The organism is Hungatella hathewayi WAL-18680, assembly GCF_000235505.1.
Classification (GTDB): domain Bacteria; phylum Bacillota; class Clostridia; order Lachnospirales; family Lachnospiraceae; genus Hungatella_A; species Hungatella_A hathewayi_A.
Window position 1 is genome coordinate 3,213,356 of sequence record NZ_JH379027.1, and the last position, 25,167, is coordinate 3,238,522.

The 25,167-nt window shown below is 51.6% G+C and carries 25 protein-coding genes and 1 riboswitch; of the genes, 1 reads left to right on the forward strand and 24 read right to left on the reverse strand.

What is annotated here, in order from left to right; genetic code table 11:
• The 12 genes from purM to HMPREF9473_RS14605 form a co-directional block, all read right to left on the reverse strand.
• A partial coding sequence (gene purM / locus HMPREF9473_RS14550; RefSeq protein WP_006780899.1) for a phosphoribosylformylglycinamidine cyclo-ligase occupies positions 1 to 897 on the reverse strand: 897 nt, incomplete at its 3' end.
• 26 nt (positions 898 to 923) lie between these two features.
• On the reverse strand, positions 924 to 1,442 hold the full coding sequence (gene purE, locus HMPREF9473_RS14555; RefSeq protein WP_006780900.1) for a 5-(carboxyamino)imidazole ribonucleotide mutase: 519 nt from the start codon (positions 1,440 to 1,442) through the stop codon (positions 924 to 926).
• A gap of 145 nt (positions 1,443 to 1,587) precedes the next feature.
• Entirely contained in the window at positions 1,588 to 3,681 is a 2,094-nt protein-coding gene (locus tag HMPREF9473_RS14560; RefSeq protein WP_006780901.1) for an aminopeptidase, read from the reverse strand.
• Positions 3,682 to 3,684: 3 nt separating this feature from the next.
• The gene (locus HMPREF9473_RS14565; RefSeq protein ID WP_006780902.1) at positions 3,685 to 4,125 is read right to left on the reverse strand and encodes a DUF6142 family protein; all 441 of its coding nucleotides are present in this window, start codon (positions 4,123 to 4,125) and stop codon (positions 3,685 to 3,687) included.
• Positions 4,094 to 4,585, reverse strand: coding sequence for a VanZ family protein (locus HMPREF9473_RS14570; RefSeq protein ID WP_006780903.1), 492 nt, complete (start codon positions 4,583 to 4,585; stop codon positions 4,094 to 4,096). Before HMPREF9473_RS14570 ends, HMPREF9473_RS14565 begins: the two co-directional genes overlap by 32 nt.
• A gap of 77 nt (positions 4,586 to 4,662) precedes the next feature.
• The gene (locus HMPREF9473_RS27770; RefSeq protein ID WP_006780904.1) at positions 4,663 to 4,812 is read right to left on the reverse strand and encodes a hypothetical protein; all 150 of its coding nucleotides are present in this window, start codon (positions 4,810 to 4,812) and stop codon (positions 4,663 to 4,665) included.
• 26 nt (positions 4,813 to 4,838) lie between these two features.
• Positions 4,839 to 5,513: an orotate phosphoribosyltransferase gene (gene pyrE, locus HMPREF9473_RS14580; protein WP_006780905.1), complete on the reverse strand. Its 675-nt coding sequence runs from the start codon at positions 5,511 to 5,513 to the stop codon at positions 4,839 to 4,841.
• Positions 5,514 to 5,586: 73 nt separating this feature from the next.
• Entirely contained in the window at positions 5,587 to 6,489 is a 903-nt protein-coding gene (locus tag HMPREF9473_RS14585) for a dihydroorotate dehydrogenase (protein ID WP_006780906.1), read from the reverse strand.
• The gene (locus HMPREF9473_RS14590; protein WP_006780907.1) at positions 6,489 to 7,259 is read right to left on the reverse strand and encodes a dihydroorotate dehydrogenase electron transfer subunit; all 771 of its coding nucleotides are present in this window, start codon (positions 7,257 to 7,259) and stop codon (positions 6,489 to 6,491) included. The genes HMPREF9473_RS14585 and HMPREF9473_RS14590 overlap by 1 nt, the downstream gene beginning before the upstream one ends.
• A 46-nt stretch (positions 7,260 to 7,305) precedes the next feature.
• Positions 7,306 to 8,223, reverse strand: a complete 918-nt coding sequence (gene pyrF, locus HMPREF9473_RS14595) for an orotidine-5'-phosphate decarboxylase (protein WP_006780908.1) — start codon at positions 8,221 to 8,223, stop codon at positions 7,306 to 7,308.
• 121 nt (positions 8,224 to 8,344) lie between these two features.
• A complete protein-coding gene (locus HMPREF9473_RS14600) occupies positions 8,345 to 9,037 on the reverse strand; it encodes an LrgB family protein (RefSeq protein ID WP_006780909.1) in 693 nt (230 codons plus the stop codon).
• Positions 9,034 to 9,399, reverse strand: a complete 366-nt coding sequence (locus tag HMPREF9473_RS14605; protein WP_006780910.1) for a CidA/LrgA family protein — start codon at positions 9,397 to 9,399, stop codon at positions 9,034 to 9,036. The genes HMPREF9473_RS14600 and HMPREF9473_RS14605 overlap by 4 nt, the downstream gene beginning before the upstream one ends.
• Positions 9,400 to 9,556: 157 nt before the next feature.
• Here HMPREF9473_RS14605 and HMPREF9473_RS27140 point away from each other — a divergent pair, with 157 nt between their 5' ends.
• On the forward strand, positions 9,557 to 10,354 hold the full coding sequence (locus tag HMPREF9473_RS27140; RefSeq protein WP_006780911.1) for a GNAT family N-acetyltransferase: 798 nt from the start codon (positions 9,557 to 9,559) through the stop codon (positions 10,352 to 10,354).
• 36 nt (positions 10,355 to 10,390) lie between these two features.
• Here HMPREF9473_RS27140 and HMPREF9473_RS14615 read toward each other — a convergent pair whose 3' ends face one another.
• The 12 genes from HMPREF9473_RS14615 to lepB all read right to left on the reverse strand — a co-directional run bounded on the left by HMPREF9473_RS14615 (position 10,391) and on the right by lepB (position 24,689).
• On the reverse strand, positions 10,391 to 11,113 hold the full coding sequence (locus HMPREF9473_RS14615; protein WP_006780912.1) for a GTP pyrophosphokinase: 723 nt from the start codon (positions 11,111 to 11,113) through the stop codon (positions 10,391 to 10,393).
• 46 nt (positions 11,114 to 11,159) lie between these two features.
• A complete protein-coding gene (locus tag HMPREF9473_RS14620) occupies positions 11,160 to 11,993 on the reverse strand; it encodes an Mrp/NBP35 family ATP-binding protein (protein ID WP_006780913.1) in 834 nt (277 codons plus the stop codon).
• Between the two features lie 27 nt (positions 11,994 to 12,020).
• Positions 12,021 to 12,599 carry a folate family ECF transporter S component gene (locus HMPREF9473_RS14625; protein ID WP_006780914.1) on the reverse strand — a complete coding sequence of 193 codons (579 nt, stop codon included), beginning with the start codon at positions 12,597 to 12,599 and terminating at the stop codon, positions 12,021 to 12,023.
• A 61-nt stretch (positions 12,600 to 12,660) separates the two neighbouring features.
• Positions 12,661 to 12,758: riboswitch (THF riboswitch) on the reverse strand.
• Between the two features lie 61 nt (positions 12,759 to 12,819).
• A complete protein-coding gene (locus HMPREF9473_RS14630; protein WP_006780915.1) occupies positions 12,820 to 14,502 on the reverse strand; it encodes an AAA family ATPase in 1,683 nt (560 codons plus the stop codon).
• Between the two features lie 165 nt (positions 14,503 to 14,667).
• A complete protein-coding gene (locus tag HMPREF9473_RS14635; protein WP_006779534.1) occupies positions 14,668 to 14,862 on the reverse strand; it encodes a helix-turn-helix domain-containing protein in 195 nt (64 codons plus the stop codon).
• A 79-nt stretch (positions 14,863 to 14,941) separates the two neighbouring features.
• Complete coding sequence (locus HMPREF9473_RS14640) at positions 14,942 to 15,637, reverse strand: hypothetical protein (protein ID WP_006780916.1); 696 nt, start codon at positions 15,635 to 15,637, stop codon at positions 14,942 to 14,944.
• A gap of 52 nt (positions 15,638 to 15,689) precedes the next feature.
• On the reverse strand, positions 15,690 to 16,385 hold the full coding sequence (locus tag HMPREF9473_RS14645; protein ID WP_006780917.1) for a hypothetical protein: 696 nt from the start codon (positions 16,383 to 16,385) through the stop codon (positions 15,690 to 15,692).
• Positions 16,386 to 16,401: 16 nt separating this feature from the next.
• The gene (locus HMPREF9473_RS26295) at positions 16,402 to 17,028 is read right to left on the reverse strand and encodes a hypothetical protein (RefSeq protein ID WP_006780918.1); all 627 of its coding nucleotides are present in this window, start codon (positions 17,026 to 17,028) and stop codon (positions 16,402 to 16,404) included.
• A gap of 66 nt (positions 17,029 to 17,094) precedes the next feature.
• Positions 17,095 to 17,640: a hypothetical protein gene (locus tag HMPREF9473_RS14655; protein WP_006780919.1), complete on the reverse strand. Its 546-nt coding sequence runs from the start codon at positions 17,638 to 17,640 to the stop codon at positions 17,095 to 17,097.
• Between the two features lie 47 nt (positions 17,641 to 17,687).
• The gene (locus HMPREF9473_RS14660; protein ID WP_006780920.1) at positions 17,688 to 18,281 is read right to left on the reverse strand and encodes a hypothetical protein; all 594 of its coding nucleotides are present in this window, start codon (positions 18,279 to 18,281) and stop codon (positions 17,688 to 17,690) included.
• Between the two features lie 3 nt (positions 18,282 to 18,284).
• Positions 18,285 to 23,864, reverse strand: coding sequence for a hypothetical protein (locus HMPREF9473_RS27775; RefSeq protein ID WP_006780921.1), 5,580 nt, complete (start codon positions 23,862 to 23,864; stop codon positions 18,285 to 18,287).
• Positions 23,865 to 23,924: 60 nt separating this feature from the next.
• A complete protein-coding gene (gene lepB, locus HMPREF9473_RS14670; RefSeq protein ID WP_006780922.1) occupies positions 23,925 to 24,689 on the reverse strand; it encodes a signal peptidase I in 765 nt (254 codons plus the stop codon).
• Positions 24,690 to 25,167: the final 478 nt, after the last annotated feature.

Genomic DNA, 25,167 nt, shown 5'->3' on the forward strand with positions numbered 1-25,167 from the left:
GTTATAGGTATTGTACATCATCTCTTCCTCGATATTCCCCTTCTTCGCCAGTAACCCGAAGATAGCCGGAACCGGATAGCTGTCCTTCTTCACCACCGCGCGGGTGCCCTCTTTCAGCATCCGCGGAATATTCTCATAGAATCCGCCGCCGGTAATATGGCTGCACGCCTTCACCTTCACGCCGGCTTCCTTGATGCTCTTCATGGCCTTCACATAGATTTTGGTGGGCGCAATCAACGCCTCGCCCAACGTCTTACCAAGCTCCTCGTAGTAGGTATTCAGCCCCTCCGTCGTCATTTCCTTCTCAAATACCTTCCGAACCAGGGAGAATCCGTTGCTATGTACCCCGGAGGACGCCATGCCAACCAGCACGTCCCCGGCCTGTAAATCGGAGCCGTCAATCAAATCCTTCTTATCCGCCACACCGACCGCGAATCCGGCCAGATCATACTCCTCAATTGGATAAAATCCCGGCATCTCCGCCGTCTCACCGCCGACTAAGGCCGCTCCGGACTGCTTACAGCCATCCGCCACACCGCTGACGATGGTGGCGATTTTTTCCGGCACATTCTTGCCGCACGCGATATAATCCAGGAAAAACAGGGGCTCCCCGCCTGCGCAGGCCACGTCATTGACGCACATGGCCACACAGTCAATCCCCACCGTGTCGTGCTTGTCCATGAGGAATGCCAGCTTCAGCTTCGTTCCCACGCCGTCCGTGCCGGACAGCAGCACCGGATGCTCCATCCCCTTAATCGCTTCCAGGGAAAATGCTCCCGAGAATCCGCCGATTCCACCCATCACTTCCGCTCTCATGGTCTCCTGCACATGTTTCTTCATCAGTTCCACTGACTTATAACCAGCCTCAATATCCACTCCGGCGTTCTTATAATCCATCTCACTTATCCTCCATCTTATCCGGCTTATTTCTTCATCTGGGCAACATACTCTTTGTAGCCAATCTCATCCAGCTTCTCCGCCTTCTTCACCACATCATTCTTAAGCCCTTCCGAATATGCCTTCAGTCTCTCCAGCAGTTCCGGGTCGGAGGTTGCCAGAATCTTCGCCGCCAGAATCCCCGCGTTGGTGCCGCCGTTAATCGCCACGGTGGCAACCGGGATACCGGATGGCATCTGCACGATGGAGTACAGAGAATCCACCCCGCCAAGGTCCGAAGTCTTCATGGGAATTCCAATTACCGGCATTGGGAACAGCGCCGCGCACATGCCGGGAAGATGTGCTGCCTTCCCTGCCCCTGCAATCACCACTTTCACGCCCTTTTCCTCCAACGATTTCGCATAATTGAAGAAAATGTCCGGCTCCCTGTGAGCCGAGATCACCGTCATCTCAAACTCCACTCCCAGTTTCTCCAGAATATCTGCCGCCTGTGCCATCACAGGCATATCAGAATCACTGCCCATTACGATTCCAACCTTAGCCATGGTAAATTCTCCTTTTCTTTTATCATTCCGTTTTTTCCGCATCAACAGTCATAATTAACAGTAATACTCTTTCATAAGCCCCACTTATAAATGGCACTTATAAATTAACTATCACTTATTAATTATAATACTAGCTTTTCTTTCCCTAGTCAATACATTTTTCTAACGGTTTATTCAGCTCCTCCGTCCCGGCCACCACAAACCGTCCGTCCGTGATAATCGGAAGCCGCTCCCCGTCCTCCGTCACCGCCGTGATGCAGTCCAGCTCCCGGTAAGGAATGGTGATATCCGTATGACAGCTGAAGTACGCCTTCGACACATCCTCCTTCCGGAGAATAGAAACCTCGTTGTCCCTGGCGATAATCTCCTTCCCATTGGGATTAAACGTCGCCGCGTCCTCCGACCAGCTGTAACAGGTATCTCCCACCGCAAAATGGGGCCCCATCTTCTCCACAATCAGAATCGGCAGCTTGTCAATAATTCCGAACTTCTGGGCCATGGCGTAAGCCACCGTGTTGGTCCCAATGGCAAATTCCCCCATGGGCAGACTGTCGTGGTTCTTGAGAATCATCTGCTTCACCAGCTCCCGGCCGGACTTCTGCTCTTCCTCTCCCAGACCAAAATTGTCACAGGAATAATCCTGAATCATTCCGTCCTCAAACCGCATCTTCAGATTCCGGAACTGGATATCCCCGATATAGACGCTGCTCACCTGCAAAAGCCCGCTGGTCCCACGAAGCACCGGCGACGTAAACACTTCCCCCAGCGGAATATTTATATCCGCCACGCAGTTCTCAAAATTGGTCTGCTTCTCCGGCTGCGCCAGTGTATGAAGAGAAATCCGCAAATCCGTGTGATTTTCCCCTTTTCCCGTCACCTCCACATGCTCCGCCCTGTCAAGCACGTCAATCATCCGCTGCTGAATCACCTTATATTTCTCATAGTCCAGCGTGTTGATTCGGATGGTCTCCTCAAATATCTCCTGAAAATCCTTCCCAATCTCCGGTCTCGGAAACGCAATAATCGTAAAGCTGGTCTCGTCCCCCGGAATATACTGATTCACAATCCGTGCTGAATCATTAGCCAGTGTCAGGCTCAGTTTCTCCTGTTTTTCACTGAGGGATAATGCTTCCGGCTTGTTCACCGGCGAGAATCCATCCTCCCCAAACGTCTCAATCACCGCCGGCCCCGCGTACTCCGACGCCTGCTTCCGGTACGCCTCGTAGGCCACCTTCAGCACCGCTAGCTTCCTGTCCGTCAGCGCCTTTCTCATATAGATGGCGCTGTCATACCGGTGGTCATAATCATACTGCTTGTTGGGCGACGTGCCGTGAAAGCCAATCTTCCGGTTTGGATTCCGGTTGATGGACCACACCGCCTGGCGGAACAGAATCGGCTCCATGCCCATGGCCCGGAAATTCTCCACTGCCTTTCGCACCATCCGCTCAAAGCCCAGCTCGCATCGTATCGCCACCGTCTTCTTTCGGCCGATATCCCGCCCCATCACCTCAAAGCCCTTCCGGTACCCTTCCGTGTAGGTGTCCGCCATCTTGTCCACCGTCTCCTGTGGTAATCCGTTCATAAACACCGCAATATCCAGTTCCGCCTGGGACACATACTCCCCAAACCGGTACAGATACCGGACATCGGACAAATCACTGTCCATGATGATGTCTTTGATAAATGAAAGGCTGGCGTCCAGCCCCTCTCTCACCCGGTAAGTCACCGTCAAATCACTGTAATCGCTGACAAACCAGTAAAGCACATCCTTCACCGCCTCTGCCGTCGGCATTTCCCCTTCAAACAAGTTGTATATCTCGATAAAGGTCTCATTTAAAATCGTCATCTCCGTCAGACGGCTCTCGGTGGCAAACACAATCTGTCCCCGAATCTCCGCGTACAGAAACGACAAGAGCTGCCCGTATCCGTCCCCCAGCGTCTTCACCGCAAAGGCCGGATTGCCGTAGCTCTCCTCATAATGCTCCGGCAGAATGTCTGCATAAAGCCGCTTATTCCACTCCTGCATCCCAGCCAAATCCGCCTTCTCCCAGGCCCCAGATTCCACCACGTGATAAAAATCTCCCGTCATCCGGATAAACTCCGAAACCTGGCGGAAATAGTCCCGAAACGGCGCCTCCACCGTCTCCTCCGTCGTCATGGAGCCGATGCGCTCCATAGTCAAATCGTACCGCTCTCTCACGGCATTATTTTCTTCCCGAAACAGTTCCTGATATTTCATGGTTTACCCCCTCATTCCTAATAGAATCATAACGAGCCAGGCCAGTATCAGCACGACGCCGACACCGGTTCCGATTCTGGCCAGTATGTAGTTTTTATCCTTCTCCCGAAAGGAACGGATGCCATACCAGACCGCCACCAGACTCACCAGCAGACTGCACAGACCGAAGGCCCCCACATTCAGGGCTCCCTGCCCCTGGGTGCGGACCGAACCTGCCACGCCCAGCGCCAGAAACGCAAGCGCCACAATCGACAGACCGATGGAGAACAGACTGTTCTCCGCAAATGGCTTCTTCACATAGGAGACCCGGCTGGGAACCACCGCGCTCACCTCTTTTGCGTGCTTGGCCTTCCGCATTTCCCTGGCGATTCTGGCTTCCCGCTCTTCTTTTGTCTCATTTGGCCGTTTTTTCTTATACTTTGTCCACGCGACTTTCCCTGGCACGTCGTTTCCTCCTTATCCGGAATCTCTGGACAAGCCGGTATGCAATGTAACCCAGGATTCCTCCGATTGTGTTTAACAGCAAATCATCCACATCAAAGCTGCCCACCTTGAAAATGAGCTGCGTGGTCTCAATCCCCAGACTCAGCCCAAAAGCCAGCATAAACGTGTTGTACCAGCGGCGCCCACGGCGGCTGATAATGGGCAGAATAAAGCCAAAGGGAATAAACCCGATCACATTTCCACCCAGATTTAAAAATACGGCTTCCATGCCAAGCTGCTCTCTATGAATATAGAACCGTTTGATTTCCTTAAACAGTTCCAGATTGTATGCATAAGTTGACTGTCCTCCGCCGGAACGCCCAAGGGACTCCGCAAAGAACATCAGATAGGTCAGGGCTATCAGATACACAATAAACAGTATCCAGCCCAGTTTTTGATTTCTAGTGGTGTTTTTAATCATATATACTCCATCCATCCTGGTGCTGCGATTACAGAAAATGGCAGTATCCACCCACAGACGGATACTGCCCGTATTTCCTAAAAAATAATTTCAGATTTTCTCTTCAGCAGGACGGCCCCACTGATAATCGCCATAACGCCGGCACTGACGCCAACCGCAATCAAAACGATTCCTATGGCAATGTTGGACGCACCGGTATTTCTCATCGTCTTATAAACTTTTTCCATGGTCCATTCTCCTTACTATTTTTTTATTATTTTACTCCATACTGCTCATAATAAGCGTCGATTGCGGCCTTGATGGTGTCGTTGATAACCACCTGGCCCTTGTATTCCCGGTTGTAAAGGTGCTCTACCACTTCCGCCATGGATACGATGGCGTTGGCGTCAAAGCCGTATAACTCCTTGATTTCCTCCAGAGCGCTCTTCTCTCCCTTGCCCCGCTCCATGCGGTTTAAGGACACCATCAGACCCAGAATCGTCACATCACCCTGTGCCCGGATGATTGGAAATGTCTCCTCGATGGATTTGCCGGAGGTGGTCACATCCTCGATAATCACCACTCTGTCGCCATCCTTGATCGGGCTTCCCAAAAGGATGCCGGTATCGCCGTGGTCCTTCACCTCTTTCCGGTTGGAGCAGTAACGGATATCCTTGCCGTACAGCTCGCTGAACGCGATGGTGGTCGCAACGCTCAACGGAATGCCCTTGTAGGCCGGCCCGAACAGCACGTCAAAGTCGGTTCCGTAATTGTCATGAATGGCTTTTGCGTAGTACTCTCCCAGCTTCCTTAACTGGCTTCCGGTGACGTAAGCGCCCGCATTCATAAAGAAGGGGGACTTCCGGCCGCTCTTTAATGTAAATTCGCCAAATTTTAATACCTGGCTGTCTACCATAAATTCAATAAATTCCTGCTTATACTGCTCCATCTTATCTCCTCGCTTTTCCTGATGTATAAAATCCTGATACGGTCATCTCAATGATATCCAAGCTGCCGCCGCCCTATTTCACCGCTCCAATCAGCTGGTTGATATCCTCGATTCCATAGCGTTTCATATAACCTTCGATTCCGGCCGCCACTTCCTCCGTGGTATAGGGATTGTAGAAGTTGGCTGTCCCCACGGACACGGCTGTGGCTCCCGCCAGAATAAACTCGATGGCGTCCTCCGCGTTCTGAATCCCTCCCATACCGATAATAGGAAGTGTAACCGCCTGGGCCACCTGATATACCATGCGGACCGCCACCGGTTTCACTGCCGGGCCGGACATGCCGCCGGTTTTGTTGGCCAGGGCAAAGGCCCGCTTGTGAATATCAATCTTCATGCCGGTCAGCGTATTAATCAGGGAGAGCACATCGGCGCCTCCCGCCTCCGCCGCCTTCGCCATCACGGTAATATCGGTGACGTTGGGGCTCAGCTTCATGATAACCGGCTGTTTGGCGTATTTTTTCACTTCTCTTGTGATGGCTTCCACCGCTTTCGGGTCCTGGCCGAAGGCAATGCCGCCCTCCTTCACGTTGGGACAGGAAATGTTAATCTCCAGAAGGTCCACCGGCTCATCCGCCAGACGCTCCACCACCTCCAGATAATCCTCCGTGGTCTTCCCGCAGACATTGACGATAATCTTCGTGTCAAACTGCTTCAAAAACGGGATGTCCCGCTTGACAAACACGTCGATGCCGGGGTTTTGCAGGCCGATGGCATTTAACATGCCACTGCTGGTCTCCGCAATTCTGGGAGTCGGATTGCCCGGCCACGGGATATTGGCCACCCCCTTGGTCACCACGGCGCCCAGTTTGTTTAAATCCACAAATTCACTGTATTCCTCCCCGGAGCCAAAGGTCCCGGAAGCTGTCATCACCGGATTCTTCAGTTCCACACCGGCCAGATTCACTTTCGTATTCATCAAAGCTCCACCTCCTCAGCCCGGAATACCGGTCCATCCTTGCAGATGCGCTTGTTGTGCACATGGGAGTGGCTGTCCACATCCTTCGACTGGCAGATACAGGCCAGACAGGCGCCGACGCCGCAGGCCATCCGCTCCTCCAGGGACAGATAGCACTCCATTCCCTGCTCCATGGCATACGCTTTGATGGCGCGAAGCATAGGGGTTGGGCCGCAGGCCAGAATCACATCCGCCTTCAGTCCCTGCTCCCGGATGGCATCCAGAACATTGCCTTTCGTCCCGGCGCTGCCGTCCTCCGTGGCGATAAACACATCGCCGTACGGCTCAAATTCATGGTTTAAGAACAGCTGGTCCCGGTAGCCCAGAATCATCTGTTTGTTACATGTGAGCTGTTTCGCCAGCTCCAGCATAGGCGGGATTCCGATACCTCCGCCGATTAAAAATGCCCGTTTTTCCGGCGCGATCTCCGGAAATCCGTTGCCCAGCGGCCCCATGATGGAAATGTCGTACCCGGCCGCATAGCCGGCAAATTCCTCCGTCCCGGCGCCCACAACCCGGTACACGATGCGAAGGGTTCCGGCCTCCTTATCCACCTCGCAGATACTGATGGGTCTGGGAAGCAGCTTGGCGCCATCTTTGGTGTACACCGAGATAAACTGCCCCGGCTTCACCTGCGTGGCAATCTCAGCGGTGTCAATCCACATGCTGTATACATCCGTCATGAGCCGTTCCTGGCTCACTACTTTTGCAATCTGTTTTACCTGTGACATGGATGATTCTCCTTTGTTTATAGTCTTCTCTTGCGGTATTTTACTCTTACAGCACGCTGTTGATATCAGCCACCATATCCATAACCGCCTGTCTGGACGCCTCCGCAAAATGCTCGGCTCCAAATTTGGCGTATTTCTCCTGCTTGTAGGCCGCGATAATGCCTCTGGAGGAATTCACAATGGCTCCCAGGCCGTCCTCGTTGAAGCAGTATTTTAAATCCTCGGCGGTGCCGCCCTGCGCGCCATATCCAGGCACCAGGAAGTAGGTGTTCGGCATCAGTTTTCTGAGGATGCGGCTCATCTCCGGGTAGGTAGCTCCTACCACAGCGCCCACATTGCTGTAAGCGCCGTCCATGGACATGCCGCCCCACTCCACTACCTTCTCGGCAACCAGCTCATATAACGGTCTTCCATCGATTAACTTATCCTGGAATTCCCCGCTGGACGGGTTGGAAGTCTTCACCAGAATGAACAGACCTCTGTCCTCTTTATTGCAGACATCCACAAACGGTTTCACGCCGTCGGTTCCAAAATAGGGGTTCACGGTGATAAACTCCGTGCCAAAGCCTGCAAAGCTATTGTTTCCCACCTGCACATGGCCGATATGGCCTGTGGCGTAAGCTGCTGACGTGGATCCGATATCTCCCCGCTTGATATCCCCGATGACAACGAGGCCCTTCTCCTGACAATATTTCACCGTCTTCTGGTACACCGCCAGACCTTCCAGTCCAAACTGCTCATACATGGCAATCTGCGGCTTCACGGAAGGAATCAAATCGAAGGTGTGGTCTACAATCTCTTTATTGAACTGCCAGATTGCGTCAGCCGCCCCCTCTAATGTTTCTCCGAACTCGTGAAAGGATTTCTTCACAATGTGCTCCGGTATATAGCTGAGCATCGGGTCCAGCCCCACACAGATTGGCGCTTTCGTTTTCTGAATCTTCTCAATCAGTTGTTGAATCATCACTTATCCTCCTTGGTCATCCCACTTCTATTCTAATACCATTTTCTTCAAAACCTTATTCTTACCCATTTTAGCATAACTCATAAGTCGATTCAAGCTACTTCTCTATGGATTTGGGAAGTTATATGAGCCCGGAAACCAGGGGAACCACCACTACGGTGAGAAGTCCGGCCACGGCGATGGCCAGACTGGACATGGCGCCCTCGATTTCACCCATTTCCAGCGCCCTGGCCGTGCCGATGGCGTGGGCGGAGGTCCCAAGGGCCAGCCCTCTTGCTACCGGCTCCTCGATCTTAAATAATTTAAAAATCACGTCCGCAATCACATTTCCCAGAATCCCGGTGATGACAATGCTGACCACCGTCAGCGTCACAATGCCTCCTGCCTCCTCGCTGACTCCGATGCCGATGGCCGTGGTGATGGATTTGGGAAGCAGCGTCACGTAATGCTCATGGCCCAGCCCAAACAGCTTGGACAACGCGAAAATGCTGAAGGCGCTGGCCAGCACCCCGGACACAATCCCGCCGGCCACTGCGGCAAAATGATGTTTCAACAGTTCCAGCTGCTTATAGAGCGGAATCGCCAGACACACCGTGGCCGGGGTCAGGAAATAACTCAAATATCTGGCTCCCTCGTTGTAATCCTGATAGTCAATCTTAAACACCAGCAGAAAAGCTATGGTGAGAAGAATGGACACCAGCAGCGGGTTCAATATCGCCAGCGGCACCTTCTTTCGCAGCCACACGCCAAATAAGTAGGTTCCCACACTGATGACCATGCCAAAATACAGGGAATTCATCAAAAGCTCTTTCATTGCGCCTCTCCCCCTTTCCGTGTCAGACGGATGATCAGCTCCGTCATCTTGCCGGTCACCACCATGACGATGATGGTGGAAATGACCGAGATGGCAAACAACGGCACCAGCACGGCCTTCATGGCTCCGTAGCTCTCAATCAGACCCACGGAAACCGGGATAAACATCATGGGCATGGTGTCCAGCAGAAAATTTCCCACGTCCTCCACATCGCTGACCTTTATCACTTTCGTGCATAATCCAAGCAACATCAGAAACAGTCCGTAGACCCCCGACGGTACCGGAAGGGGCAGAATGGCGTTTAACACTTCCCCTGCCATGGTGATTCCAAATATAATGAAGACCTGTTTTATGTATTTCATCCTGTTCTCTCCTCGTCTTGCATGCTTTTCCCATTCTACCACCAGATTTTTTCTGTTACAAGGGGATATCCATTTAAATTTTGTTCTGTTTGACAACCGGGCGGGGGACAGTTACTATATTAGATAACAATGAGGATAGGGAAGGGAAATGAGGACGATGAAATGCACGCACACGACGACGCTGAGTGAACAGCAGAAAATGGATATCCGGCAGCTAGTGGAGGATTGCTGTCTTGCGGAGCCGGTGACGCTTTCCGCGCCGCTTGAGGATGGGCTGGAATATTTCCTGGGGTACGAGGATGGGAAGCTGGTGTCTATGGTGTTTCTGTTCTTTCCGGAGGATTCTGTCTGCGAGTGCGGGGCTTACACGGAGCCGGGGCATCGGCGGAGGGGGTACTTTGCGGAACTTCTGGAGGAGGCGCTGGCCTTTGTGGAAGCCTATGAGGAGAGACGCCAGCTGGATGTGGACTTCTGTTTCCTGACCGATGGGAACTCTCCCGATGCTATGGCAGTGATTGGGGCGTTGGGGGCGGAATACTGGTACTCGGAGTATAGCATGAGCCTGGAACTGCCTGGGGCGGAGACTGCCGCGCTGCCCACACAGAAGTCTGGGGTCTCCACGCCGGAGTCTGACCAAGCGGCGTCAGCCCTCTCCTACCTCTCCATCTCGGAAGCGGAGGAAAATCTCTACACCGCCACTTTGGGTGGCCAGCCCATCGGGGTCTGCATGATTATCCCTAGCGGAGATACTGTCTACTTTTATGGCTTTGAGATAAAAAGCTCCTTCCGGCGCATGGGATATGGACAGCAGTTTCTGGACGCCATGATAGCGCTTTTGTCAAACCGTTACCGCCGGATGACGCTCCAGGTGTCCAGCCAGAACGTGCCCGCATTGGAACTGTACAAAAAAACAGGGTTCCGCATCACGGAAACCCTGTCCTATTATCTGTATTGACTGTATTGACTATATTGACTTTATTGACCGTATTGCCTATATAGACATAGACGCCGTCTCTCTGGCGACCTCGCGGAACTCGATGCGTTTGCGGATGCTCAGCATTTCCTGGTCGGTCTGTGCAATAACCTCCGCACAGCGTCTCAGTTCCTCGCTGATTTCCGCCGCGTCCGCCAGTTCTTTCTTGTATTTCAGTTGATGGTCCAGACTGGCCCAGAAATCCATGGCAATCGTCCGAATCTGCACTTCCACTCTCATCAGCTTCTTCTCGTTGGAGAAAAAGACCGGAATCTCGATAATCATATGATAGCTGCGGTAGCCGTTATCCTTGGGATTCTTAATGTAATCCTTGATAGCCACCACCCGCACGTCATCCTGGCGCACCAGCATTTCCGCCACCTGGTAAATATCATCCACAAAGGAACAGATCACCCGGATACCGGCCACGTCGTCCAAGTTGTCCATCATGGACTGGACCGTGATATCCAGCCCGCGGCGCTGCAGTTTCTCCACAATGCTGAGAGGCTTCTTCACCCGCGACTTAATCATCTCGATGGGGTTGCGTTTGTTTCTCACCGACAACTCGTCGTTGAGCACCTCCAGTTTCGTCTTGGCTTCCCGGATGGCACAGGTGTACATCATCATGGCCTCCTGGAACTGATATGCCTGTGTCAACAGTATATCCGGCACCTGGACCATATCCGGCACCTTCACAAAGGACTGCACCAGCTCGCTGTTGGGGTTCATATTAATATTCATCATACCACCTCTGGATTCTTACGTATCTACAAGTATCGGCCGCTGCTTACAGCGCTTCTATCACCTTGACGGCTTCATCCATCCAGTCATTCTCCACATACTCAACGGTTCCGCTGTCCACCTTCTCGGCCACAAGCGGGTTGATGGGAAGTTTCGCCAGTACCGGAAGTCCAAACTCCGCCGCTGTCTCATCAATATGGCTCTCGCCGAAAATGGAAATCTTCTTTCCGCAGTCCGGGCACTCCAGCCAGCTCATATTTTCCACAAGACCCAGAATCGGGATGTCCATCTTCTTTGCCATGTTCACGGCCTTCGCCACAATCATGGATACCAGTTCCTGGGGGGAGGTGACGATAATGATGCCGTCCACCGGAAGGGACTGGAACACCGTCAGCGGAACATCTCCCGTTCCCGGAGGCATGTCCACAAACATGTAGTCGATATCCTGCCACAGCGTCTCGTTCCAGAACTGTTTTACCGCGCCTGCAATCACCGGGCCTCTCCAGATAACCGGGTCCGTGTCATTGTCCAACAGGAGATTGGCGGACATAATCTCAATCCCCGTGCTGCTCACCGCCGGAACCATCAGGCCATCCGGCGTCATTCCCACATCGCCCTCGATGCCAAAAGACTTCGGAATGGACGGTCCCGTAATGTCGGCGTCCAGAATCGCCGTCTTGTGGCCCAGGCTGTTACTCTTGACAGCCAGCAGGGACGTCACCAGGGATTTGCCCACCCCACCCTTACCGCTGACAATGCCTATCACTTTTTTCACGGAACTGGCCGGATTTAACGGCTCCAGAAAACTGGTCCGATCCACGGTTCTGCTGCTGCAGTTCTCACTGCATGATGAACAGTCATGAGTACAATTCTCACTCATTTTGCTTCCTCCTTGTATCTCCAAAAGTTATTGATTGTTTCCGGGCATCAATTTGACTCCCCGGATGATTCTTAAAATGCCGGTCGCTTCCACGGTTTTCGCGATGGTGTAAAACAGCATGGAATTCACCGGCCACATCACCAGATTCTTGAAGGCTCTCATGGGCAGAAGCGCCAGAAATGCCTTGCCGTACATGATGTTGAGCCACAGGGTCCCCAACAGGACGTTGCAGATGAGGGAGACAAGAAACTCCGCAAACAGCACTCTCCCAAGCGTCAACGGCTTCTTATAGAACACCATGCCGTACAGCACGCCTGCCAGAATCGCCCCAAACGTCCACCCTGGGAAAAATGCTCCCGTCGGCTTCACAATGTACTTGAGAATGTCCAGCGCTCCGCCGAAGCATCCTCCCACCACCGGCCCAAACAGATAGTACACCATCTGACCGGCAATCGTGGAAAATCCAATCTTGATATAATCCCCGATGACGATGGTAAAATACCCAAGCACGATGGAAATGGCCCCAAACATAGCCATGATGGTGAGCGTCCTCACCTGTTTCAATTCTGCATAAGAATCTGAAAACAAAGTTGCCAATTTTTTCATAAAAAATTACCTCCTTTGCAGACCTCTTACTACAACTGGAGATAATTATCCTATCTTCCGATGCAGCGGGATGCGGCCTGTGCACCGCAAGAAACTCTTTTCGTCCAGATGACAACTCCCTGTTCACCCGGCACTTAACGCGCACACGCCTACTCTGCTATTCTATTATTTTGTTTTACCTATTGAAGTATAACACATATAAGTAACATTGCAAGTATTTTTATAAAAGCCGGACCATGACTTCCTTTTTCCAAAAACAGATTCCATAGGCCCATACATTTTTAAAACCTTCTTCTAAAAATTCTTCCCGGTATTTTTGAGTTTTTATCTGGGAAAGAGCAGCCTGACATTGACGCTCCATATCTGCCAGACTGTCGGCGGCCTTGATTTCAATGACAAATGCCCGGCCCCGGACACTGGGGGTTCTAATCACAATATCCGGACGGCCTAAACCAGCTTCCCGGTTGGATTTGACGATATACTTATCTCCGCCGGTACGAAGAATTCCCGCCAGGAAACCGTGATAATAGTTTTCCGCATAGTCATAAAAACTGATTGTCTCCATCAGGTTCTCCGCCAATATTGTCTCCATGGTATCCGTGTCTCCCTGTTCCAGTGCTTCAAACAGGGGCGAGAAATCCTTCTGGCGGATGTTACTGTCGAACCATGACAGCACGGTATTCTCATAGGTATATTTCACTTCCTCATTGGGAATTGCCATCGTCATATACTGACGGTTTCCTTCCATCCGCCCTTCCACTTTCTTTAAATATCCGGTAAAAAATAGAAAGTTCCAGAGATTATCCTCTGATTGATAGATATCGCCATAAGTAATATCCTCATGAATTTGCTTTTCAATCGTCCCTCCATCAATCAGATTTTCAATTTCTTCCCTTACACCTATATCCGCCTGCTCCACCAAATCTTTTACGATGCTGTTGGCACTGGTATTCGACCAGTAAGGTTTTGGAAATGCCTGTTCATTTCCCGTCAGGGATTCCACGTAGTTAATCACACTCCATGGATTATAGACTTCTTTTCCTCCAAACAGATAGCCATCATACCACTGTTTTAGAGTTTCGCGGTTTTTCTCCTGCCCATAAAATACAAGCATTTCATCCACTTCTGCCTGAGTTAAACCAAAGTATTCTCCATAGAATTCATCAAGAATAGATATCACCTTTAAGTTATTAAGTCCCGTGAAGATAGATTCTCTTGTGATTCTTAAGCAGCCAGTTATGACAGCAAATTCCAGACAGGAATTTGTTTTCAGGGCAGACTCAAACAGGGAACGGATAAAGTGAAGCATCTCCTCATAAAAACCGTTAAAGTAGGCATTTTCCAACGGAACATCATACTCGTCAATCAGAATAATCGCTGGTTTCCCATAACACTGATTTAAAAGTGATGACAAAAACGCAATGGCATCCAAGTAATCATTCAAATCACCCTTCTCCATCATAATCCGGTCAAACCGTTCCCTTTGGTCGCCAATGTTATCCCGGATATATTGATGTCTTCGGAATTCTTCTGCAATCCGGCGTTTCAGCATCGCCATAGAATTCTCAAACGTCGCCTGTTTCCCTGATTTCAGGGACAGACTGATAACCGGATACTGCCCCATCAACCCGGTATATGCATCTCCCGCCTTCATGATGTGAAGCCCTGCAAATAATTCCCGGTTTTTATTATTCTGTTCCTCAACACCAGTATTTTCAAAGAAATATTGCAGCATACTCATATTCAGCGTTTTACCAAATCTTCGGGGCCGTGTGAATAAATTCACCTTCCCCTTTCTGTCCCACAATTCTTTAATCATCTGGGTCTTATCTACATAGTAATATCCATTTCTGATGATATCTTCAAAATTGTCCACCCCGATTGGCAGCGGTTTAAATGCCATGCTTCATCCCTCCCTGTTCCATGCTTCGTCTTTCCTTATAGTATACCAAATCATACCAAACATGCAAAGGGATTTCACTCATTGTTATGGAATCCTAAAAAAGAAATAGATATAGTAAAAGAGACCGTCCGGTGATTCCCACCTTCCGGTCTCTTCTATCAAATCTTATCCCTTGATTCCAAGCGTTTCCGCAATACGCTCCTTGGTCCGCTCACACTGGTTGCGGCCGTAGATGATGTCGCTGACGGTGGAGTTGGCGATGCCTAGGCGTCTGGCCAGTTCCTGCTGGGGGATATCCTGTTCTACCATTGCGATTTTCATCTTTTTTCCGAAGGGGGTGCATGGGATTCTTGTTGCCATATTGTTTCCTCCTGGTTTTCGTTTCTTTCTGACTGCTGCTTTTCGTGTTTCGATTCCTATTTCTTTCTTCCCTCTGCTGTTATGGCGCAGTAGGCTCTGTGGTTGATACCGTGAAGGTCGGCGCTACCGCAAATTTATCATCCGGGTCCCAGCCATTCTGGGTCAGACCGTATATCTTCAAATTCAGTTCCGTGCCACTGGCTCCGGTTTTGGCCTCCAGTCTTCCTTTGGCGGCATTCAGATGATATACTTTATCCGTACCCGCTGTCAGCCAGAAATCCGCGTCCGCATCCGCATTGGCAGGAAGTCCGTTGGATGTTGTCATAGCTGCATCTTTGATGGCCAGCATAACGCTGTTGGGGGTTCCAATACCGCTGGTAGCATTAATCAGGGTGATATCCTTCACACCGGCTGGCTTATTGCCATCCTGTCCCTGGTTTGCATCAACCGCTGATATATACACATACACTGGCACTGCCGAATTGTTGATAATCTTGTAATTGGTGGACTGGCTGCTTCCAATCTGTTTATCAATGGTTGTCCCGTCATACTTACTTGGGTCAATGTTAAACCCGGCTTTTAACGGCAGGCTGACACTCAGACTGGTTATCTCAATCGTTCCCACCAGTTGCGTCTTCGTCCCTCCTACGCTGGTTGCTGTCTTTGTTTCCGTTACTGCCGCCGGCTCTACCTCCGCGTAACCTGCTATGCTTCCGGTGGCTGCCATTCCCAGAGCCAGGACCAGGGCCGCTGTCTGTTTCATGTTCTTTCTCATTTTTCTTTCCTCCTAGTATCCTTTATTTTTTATTTTATTTAAACCAGACGCGCTATTTGGTGCGTACTGCGCTGATTTTTAAGATTGGTTTTACGGTGAACTGGTATTCTCCGTAAAAGTCTGCCTCTGCTGTTCCATAAAGCTGAAGGCCGGCGCTTTCCCCTGCCTTCAGTTCCGTGACAGGGATTCCTGTTCTTCCGGGATACAGCGCATACTGCTCAAAATCCGCCTCGCTGGTATACCGCCTGTCCGCTCTTCCCAGCACCAGGATGGCCCTTCCAAATCCATTCACTTTGGATACCCGGTCCACCAGCTGGAAGCTGTGTCCCGGACCGCCTTCAAAGGTCTCCTCAAATACCACATCACCAGCTTCCACCGATGCAATCTCCAGCCGGACCGCCACCACGGAATTGTTGGTCACCTTCAGACTTTCCGGCCCCGGACATACAATCTGTCCGCCGGGATTGTCCACCGCGTCAAACGTGGCGGCCGGATTGACCTGAAACTCAAAACCGTCCGAAGGCAGGGTCACGGATATCAGGGACACCTCGATATTTCCTGTCAGTTCTGTCTTCACTGCTTTCGTGCCCTGCTGGCGGGGGAATACCACTTCCGTCTCCTGGGTATCCTCAAGGCTCTCTCCCCCAATAACTCCCGCACCGAACGCCTGACCGGTCTGCGGTGCCGACAGAACCAGCAGGGCCGCCAGGAAAACGGCTGTCCTTGCTTCTATTCTTTTTCTCTTCAAGACCGTTTTCCTCCTCTCATTCATACAGGGTCAGACGAATCTGGGCAGCCGCCTGGCCGATATAACCTTCCGTTTCCTCTTTGTAGGCATAGAATCTGGCCGTACAGATGTACTGTCCCGGCTCCATCTCCACGTTCAGAGGGGCGGCCTCCACGTAATTTCCAGGCGGTATAGCGCCCGTCTCATATATCTTTTCTCCAGTGTCATCTCTCCAGACCTCCACCCGGATTAATTTTCCCTGGTTGGACGGATTTTCAATCAGCCAGTTCACTTTTTTGTCCTCTCCCGTGAGTTTCCCTGACGGGGTGGCATTGATGGACATCGCCAGCATTCCCTCCTCCACGATTTCGTCCAGTTCCCGCTGGATATCCTCTCTGGATTTTCCCGGAATGTCTCCTTCTATGATATTGGCCTCGTACACCAGTCCCTCCTGTACCGGAATGTTCTGTTTTCCCTGGCGGTAGAAATATACGGCGGCCAGCAGAGCGGCCACAAACAGGACGGCCAGCAGAAGCAGCAGGCCCCTGTTTCTGTCTCCTCCGGTTCTTCTTTTTCTTCCCGGCTGGTGATATTCCGGCCGGCCGTGGCCGCGGCCGTTTTCCCGGTATCCTTTCTGCTCTTCCTTATGTTCCTCCCGGTTCATGTCTTCTTGTCCCTTTCTTTTGTTCTGATATCGGATGCCGCATCAATCGCCCGGTCAAATGCCTGGTCAGTTTTTTACATACAGCGTAATGCGTGCCGCACCTCTTCCTATGTAGGCATTGTCCTGGATGCGGTATGCGTCAAAATTGGCTACACAGGCATATTCTCCGGCCTCCAGTTCCACATCCAGCGGAACTTCCTCTATATACTGTTCCGGGTCCAGATAGCCGGAGCGGAAGAGTTCTTCCCCCGTATCTTCACGGATGATGGTGACGGTAAAACGGTTCCCGTTATCCGGAGGATTTTCAATCATCAGATTGGCCATGCCTTTTCCGTTTTCCATGCTTGGGGTGGCATTGATGGAAAATGTCAGCATCCCTTCCGCCACCAGGGCATCCAGCGCCGCCTTTCTTCCTGCCGGGTCGTTTAAGGTTCCGCTCTGGACATATGCCTCCGGCTCCAGCTGGGGAAGCGGGTCTCCCGGGCGGCTCTGCGTGTAAACCACATATCCAGCACTTCCTGTTACTGCCAGACAGATCATGATGGCCAGGAGAACCACCACGGTATTCATGTGATTTTTTCTTCCCCGGCGGCTGGTCTTTTCTTCTGTCATTCCACTGCTTCTCCTTGTCTGTCTTACTCTTGCTTGTTTTCCATGTCTCAGCCGGACAGCCCGGTCACGACGCGGATGGTCAGCTCCAGGGTCATGCTGCCGGATGGCTCTTTGTCCTGGAACAGTTCAATATGGGCCAGGACCGGATGCTCTCCGGCTTCCAGGGTGGTGTTCAGCTTTACACTCTCCACGTAGCTTCCTGGTTCCACCCGCCGGGTACCGCCGATGTGCTTTCCGGTGGACTTTAGATAGAGATTGATGCGGGAGCTGTACTCATTTCCCTCCGGGTTCTCAAATTCAATGTTGCATTCCCGGCTTCCTGACTCTATGGTGGGGAGCTGGTTTAAGACTATCTGGTATTCACCGGGTGGGATGGGGCCCGTTGCTCCATGCAGGACTCCGTTCTCCGCTCTCCGGTCCGGCAGGATGTCAATCTGTGCCTGGATTGGGGACGGGAAACCGCAGCGGAGTGTATAGAGAATGACCAGCAGGCTTGCCACTGCTATGGGGATTAGATACCGGAGGGGACGTTCTATGGCTCCGTATTTCTTTTTGCTTCGGCTCTTGTTTCTGCTTTGGCTCTTGTTTCCGCTTTGGCTCTTATTTTCGCTTCGGCTTCTCTTCGTTTCTATGCCCTTCACCTCCTACTCTTCGATTACTTTCACCGCAGTGACGTCATCGTTCGATATGCTGAATTGGTAGGTGATATGAAAACCGAACTTCTTCTGGGGGCCGATATGCAGCATGCTGTGGTCGATAAAGTAGCGGTATCCCAGGCTCTGGTTCCAGGCGATATCTGCTTTCATCCAGGTTCCTGGTACATCCACACCTGACGAAGGTGTGTAATACAGTTTCTTCGTTCCCAGTTTCCCGGTGTCCTCCGCGGTTTTCGGCCCGGTGATGCCCAGCTTGATTCCCTGGCTGGTCAGGGCTTTGGTATCGTCAATCGTGACACTGCTGACGATCGGCTTCAGCTCCACATCCATTCTGGTATTGTCCGAAGCCAGGTCTCCCACAGGGATGGCCTCCACACTGCTGACCGTGAACTGAACCGGATATTCATTGCCGTTGTTTATCACCAGGTCATCTGCATAGGCAGTAGTGGTGACTCCGGGCTCCATGGTGATGTAGACCGGGGTTTTCATGGTGACAGACAATGTCTTGCCGGTTACGGCCTTTACCTTGATTCTCACCTCATACCGGGTGACTCCTGACGAACCTCCACTGCCGTTCTTCACTGCTAAATCCAGAAGCAGAGTCCTGTCATAGGGATAAATGTATGCCGCTCCATTTGCCACCCGCAGTCCCTGGGTGCTTCCTGATGTCTGGAAGGTATTCAGAGATGCCGTCGGGTCTGTCAGAGAGGATGCCAGGGAAGCCAGGTCGCTGTTTCCCACATTGACGGACAGATACTCATGGGAGCTGTCCGTTCCGTATATATGGAAGTTATCCCCAACAATGCTGCTGGCTGTGAGGTGAAATGCCGGCTGGTTCTCTCCGTCATTCACCCGGTTTTCCTGGTGGATGGCCCGGAACAGGATGCCATCCGGCGGCACACCGCCATCCCATACGCCTATGGAACTGTTTAAGGTGGTCCCGGTTTTCGTGACATCCGCCGGATTCACCGTGACACTCAGGACAACCGGTTTATCAAAGGTGGGATATCCCCTGGTGTTCTCCGCCGTAAGCGAGGTATACCAGACACGGCTGTCCCCCTGACGCTCACTGCTATCCAGTGTATTTAAGCTGTCCGCCTGTGCCTGGGTCTTTTCCAGGGCTTTGACTTTGCTTTTATCTCCCAGCGTATTGTTGTCGGCATAGCATTCCGCCATTGCAGCCGTAGGATTTCCTATGGAATAGGTGGCTCCGGCTTCTCCTCCCGGCTTCGTGGCTGTCAGTGTGTTTCCTGCCGCGTAACAGTTCTTAACCGTACCGCCGCTTGGAACACTGCTGACAATCCCTGATGCACTGAAAGCTGATGATGTCGCCACCGTTCCCGTACTTAAGATTCTGGAATCCATGACATAGCAGTCCTGAATCCTGGAGGTGCTCTCCATACCGCCGGTAATTCCACCAGCCATTCCCCCGTTGACTCCGTCTGCATGAATCTCCGCATTTCTGCTGTAACACCTGGATATCACCGTTCCGGTTCCCATCATCCGGCCGGCAATGCTTCCCGCCGACATGACGCTTCCGTCACTGGCCGACTCTATGACAGTATCCACCATGCCGAGATTAGATATATTAGCCGTGCCAGTCAGCTGTCCGAACAGTCCCGGACGGTCAAAGCCGGCTGGTTTTATGTGCATGTTCTGAATTTCATACACCCGGTCATGGCCGGTGCCAAAGGTTCCGCCGTATCCCTTTGTCTCATCAGTTCCGTTATATACGCCGATAGGTATCCACGGTATGGGGGCGCCGGAGCTGCCTCCGTAAGCAGTTCCCACCAGACTGATATCCGTGGTCAGGTTTCCATACCAGTTCTGGTTGGCGGTATCGCTGTTGACCATGCAGGCAAACCAGCTCAATGCCTCCGGTGTGGAAATCTGGTATGGGGAACTGTCGCTTCCGTCGCCGGCTATCGGTTTCTTATTTTTTATAAGTCCCCACTCAATTCCCTGCCCAATCATTCCCCAGTCACTGGCTGGGTCCAGAGTTCCAAAACTGGGATATTCTCCCTCTGTGTATTTCCATGCGCCGTCCATCTTTTCACCATTTAATTTATAGGCGAAGGCCCAGGATTTCATAACTTTTTCTTCCACTCCCACCGTGTTGCTGTCATTGGCAACAGCGCCCTGAAGACCTGTTTGAAAATAGCTGTTTTCAATGACCATCTTCCCCGAACTTAAGCCAGCAATTGCATGGACTTTGGTATTGCCTATGATAACACCGGCATTATAACAGTTTGATACTTTACCGCACTGGTCGTACCCGACGATACCAGCGTATCCGTTTGGCTTATGATCGGTTCCACTCTGGATTATTGTTCCCAGATTATAGCAGTTTTGTATTTCTATCAAACCTCTATATGTCGATCCAATGATTCCGGCAGCTTCCCGGTAGCCGGATATTGCTCCTTCATTCACACAGTTATTCATATACAGTTGTGTAGTATTCTTATTATCAACACCAAGCCCTGCTCCGATAATTCCGCCTACATTACAGGCAGTACCGCCACTCCGAAGCACCGATTTAACACTCGCCGCATTATAACAATTTTCAATTAATACAGTACCGCCATTGCTTGCGCCAAGAATCCCGCCAACACGGTCTGTCCCCTGGACACTGCCAGACATGATTTTTACATTTCGAATCGTGGCAGAATTTGCTATACCAAAAAAACCAGAGTGAAACGCTCCTCCTATAATATAGAGGTTTTTGATTTCATAATTTCCTCCGTCAAAAATCCCCCGGTAGGCCAAAGTTACTTCCAGCGAGCTGTTTGATGGGTCATTTCCGATGGGAATCCATTTAAGACAGTTACTGAAATCACTGTTTACGGAAGGTTCCTTGGTATACCCCAATCCGGCCAGGTCAATATCATCTATCAATAATGCTTTCGCTGTCTTGTAATTGGTATTGTCCGTGTTCACCTTGTAGGCGAACCAGGCCAGGGCTTCCGGGCTTCCAATCAGATAATATCCATCCGCATTCTTCTCCGGTTTCAGGGATTCCAGACTGCTGCCTGCCGTGTCCACTCTTTTTCCCACTTCACTCCAATCAGCCGGCACTGGTTCGTCTTCTATAGCCAGCTGGCTGACTGGGGCAAATATTTTCGTAACATTTGAGATGGTGGCTTTAAATGTGACCGCGGGTACTCCTGATGTCTCACCGATATCCGGAGTTGGTTCTTCAACAGCCGTGCTCTCCGGAGTTTCTGTATCTGTTTCACTGGTACTGGCTGTCCCAGCATCCGCCGTTCCCGTGTCTGATTCCCCAGTACCTGTCTCCCCTCCTGCAAGCGCCTGCTGTAAAACAGGAACTTCGTGAGGCGTCAGAACAGCCCCATTCGTCCCCATACCATCTTCCTTCTCCCAGAGGATTTCCGCCCCGTCAATTTCTGCCGGAAGGAGAATATCGCTGTCCGACAGCGCATCAAGAAGAGTGGTTCCCTCTGGAAGAATGAGTGCGATGGCAGACGCCCTGGAATATGTTTCAGCTATCCCGCCTTCCTTTTGGGAAAATGCTTCCAGCTGGGGATATGCCTGGTTTGTAGTATGCCACCTTCCCGGAACCTGCGCATCCTCGCCTGTCATTTGGATAGTATCCAGACCTCTTAAACAAAATTCTGGTTCCTCTCTCTCAAAATCGGCCTCTGACGCTGTCTCTGTCCCGTTCTCTATCTCCGCTTCCGCTGTCTCACCTGATATCTGAATGATATCCTCTGTGTCAACACAGGCCATCTGCCGGTCATAGACACAGCCAGAGAGACTCCCGCTCTCCAATGCGGTAAATGCGCCACGGGATGTCCCGGATGCCCCAACGGATATGCTGGAATAGCAGTTCTCGATTCTTCCTTCATTGACAGCTGCAAAACCTCCTGTTATGTCATCTCCGTTTACCGTGCCTGTGACATAGCTGTTCTCCGTTTTCGTTTCTCCGCCTAAAATTCCTGCTAAACCGCCAGTGTAGGTAGCAACACCTTCCAACTCTGAGTTGAGATCTACCATAGCGAAGCTGTCCAGAATGAGCGTATCTCCCGCTGTCTGGGCGATAAGACCACCAACGCTCACCTGATCTGCCGTAACTAGTATGTAAATATCTCCATATGGATTTCCAATATATTCTATTTCTTCCTCATCTGCATTCCCGGTATCTTCACCGCTGGCATTCTGGCTCTCTTCAAATGGCTCCTCCGCATCCGTAGGGGTGGCGTTGGAGGGAGTGGCGTCAGAAATAATAGCCGTATCGGCATCTATCACAGCCGATACTTTCATCATCAGATAATCCCGTTCATTCGCCCGATATCCTATCGTCTCCGGTTCCAACATACTTTTCGCTGTCCGTGTCAGCCCTGACTCCGGTTGGGCTGTTTTATGCTGTGCCATCTCCGGCTGGGCTGTTTCCGACTGGCCTGCCTCTGGCTGCGCCGTTTCTGGCGGGTCTGTTTCTGGATTGGCTGTCTCCGGCTGCGTTACCTCTGGCCGCTCTGTCTCTGGCTGCGTCGTCGCCGGTTGGTCTGTCTCTGGCTGTGTCATCGCCGGTCGTCCTGTCTCCGGTTGCGTTGCCTGTGTTCCTCCACCGGCACTGTCTGTGGCCGGCTGACTGCCGCCAGAACCGGCATTTTCCGTACCTGATTCGCTGCTCTCCTGGATAACCGGGTTCGTTTCTCCCTCACCGCTTCCAATCGATGGTGACGTCTCCTGCTCACTTTCCTGTGCCGATGAGCCAGGTCCGGCATCTTCTGTGGAAACCGGGATATTCTCACCGCTTGTCGATTCTACCTGTGAATCTGTTTCCACACCGGGCCCAGCATCTGTCTCACGACCTGCATCACTATCACTGCTCTCTCCGCCAGATGCCCCATTACCGCCCGTTTCCACACCCGGTCCGGCCTCCTGTGCGCCGTTGTCACTCTCCTCCGTGCTGGCATTTCCCTCCTCCGGTATGGACGGCTCCCTCTCCATACCGGGACCTCTCAGCTCCTCTGCTTCCGCCGGGCTCGCTTTTGCCACGAGAAACTCCGTTTCCACCGGACTGGCCGTCAGTATCGTTCCTCCCATTCCGCAGTTTTGAATTCTGGAATCAATCACATAAGCCGCCAGCGCCCCATAGCCATCTACATAATGGCTTCCATCATAATAAACTGCCGGCTGTCCAATCTCCGCTTCACTCAAAAACAGATTCTCTATCTCCGCATCTTCCACCACTCCAAACAGCGGTCTCCCAAGGCCGCTTATCACACAGCCATTTCCATCCATTTTCCCGGTAAACGGCTCCACATTTGTCCCGATGGAATCTTCCAGCCAGCTTAAGTCCAAATCCCCGGCCAGCTGATACCTGCCGTTCAGATTGTAATCCTCACTTTCCGTATCCACCAGATACCGCTCAAACATTTCCTCCGTGTCAATAATCACGGTCTCCCGGCTCTTGGCACTGGCGGTTCCGATGCTGTGGGCTGCATATCCAATTCCGCCCACAGTGAGAATGCAGGCCAGCCCTATCAGCCAATACCCCAGCCGGTCCTTCCCCTTCGTTTTTGTATGCAATCTAAAATGGCTCATCTTGTACTCCTCCAACCTTTATCCTTCCATACCTGAATCTTTTCTATTTCACACCATCATCTATCGTTCTGCCCTGCCAATCCAGATGACCTTGCCTAGTATCTCTTCCTCCGCCACCGTTCCAATATCACTGTCACGGCTGTCGATAGACTCCCTCCGGTTATCCCCCAGCACCAGGTACTGGCCGTTCATCACTGTCAGCGACGCTCCCAGCCGATCCTCCGTCTCCATCTGTTCCGTGTCTGCCAGTATCACATAACTTTCCCTGATCTGGGTTCCATTGACCACCACACGGCTCCCGGACGCATTCATCCTGACCATATCTCCCGGAAGTCCCGCAATCCGCTTCACCATGCACTCCCCGTCCCGCTCGAATACCACCACGTCATCCCGGCTAAGTCCCTTCCTAATGCGGTTATAGACAATCCAGTCGCCATCATTTAAGTAGGGATACATTGACGTCCCGGTCACCCGGTCGACTCCGATGAGGAACATGAACAGCCCCGCCAGACTCAGCGTGACCGCAAGGATACCAGCAATCATCCGGATGGTTCTGTGTCGTCGTCTTGCGAAATACCGCCGCATTTCGACGCGGACACGGCCGCGCATCTGTTTTTCCAGCTTCCGAAGCCGGTCTGCACCGGCGGTACCTGCGGCCTGTCCTGCTTCTATGGATTTGACAATCTCCCAGAGACAGCAGATGACCTGCCCCTCCTCGAAGCCGCCGAAACAGACCGTGCGGAAATGGGTCGCCTGCCTGCCTTGTTTCTCCCGGCTTTTCCGATGACTTTTTCGGGATTTTCCTTTGCTTTCGGCCGTTTCCACGGACTGGCACCTCTCTTTACTCTGTAATTGGTATTATAGGGTTTAAGGAATCGCTCCATTGGGAGAACCTAGAAAATTTCAGATATTATTGCTACGACTTTGACTGATTTTTTAATAAATTTAGTTGATATGGGAAATATTTTCTGCTTGAAAATACCAGCGCTCCCAGTTCCTGGCCGGTTCCTTACACGCCAAACAGGCCGTCAGACTCCCAAAAGCCCGGCCGCCGGTATCCATACCCGGAGAAGCATATTTTTGCGTTCCTTCCGCCATAAAATGCAATTTTTTCCAACTCAAACCTTGCAATTTTTACGAAAGTGGGTATAATAGACTATATTACAAGGTTGATACCTTCTGTCAGATGTTTTAGATACCGCATAATACCAATTATGGGGTATTTTTTATTTTTATGCTGTGACAGCCGCTGTCAGCCAAGCACCAGCCGCATCCGCGACATCTGCCTCTGGGCTGTTCCTCT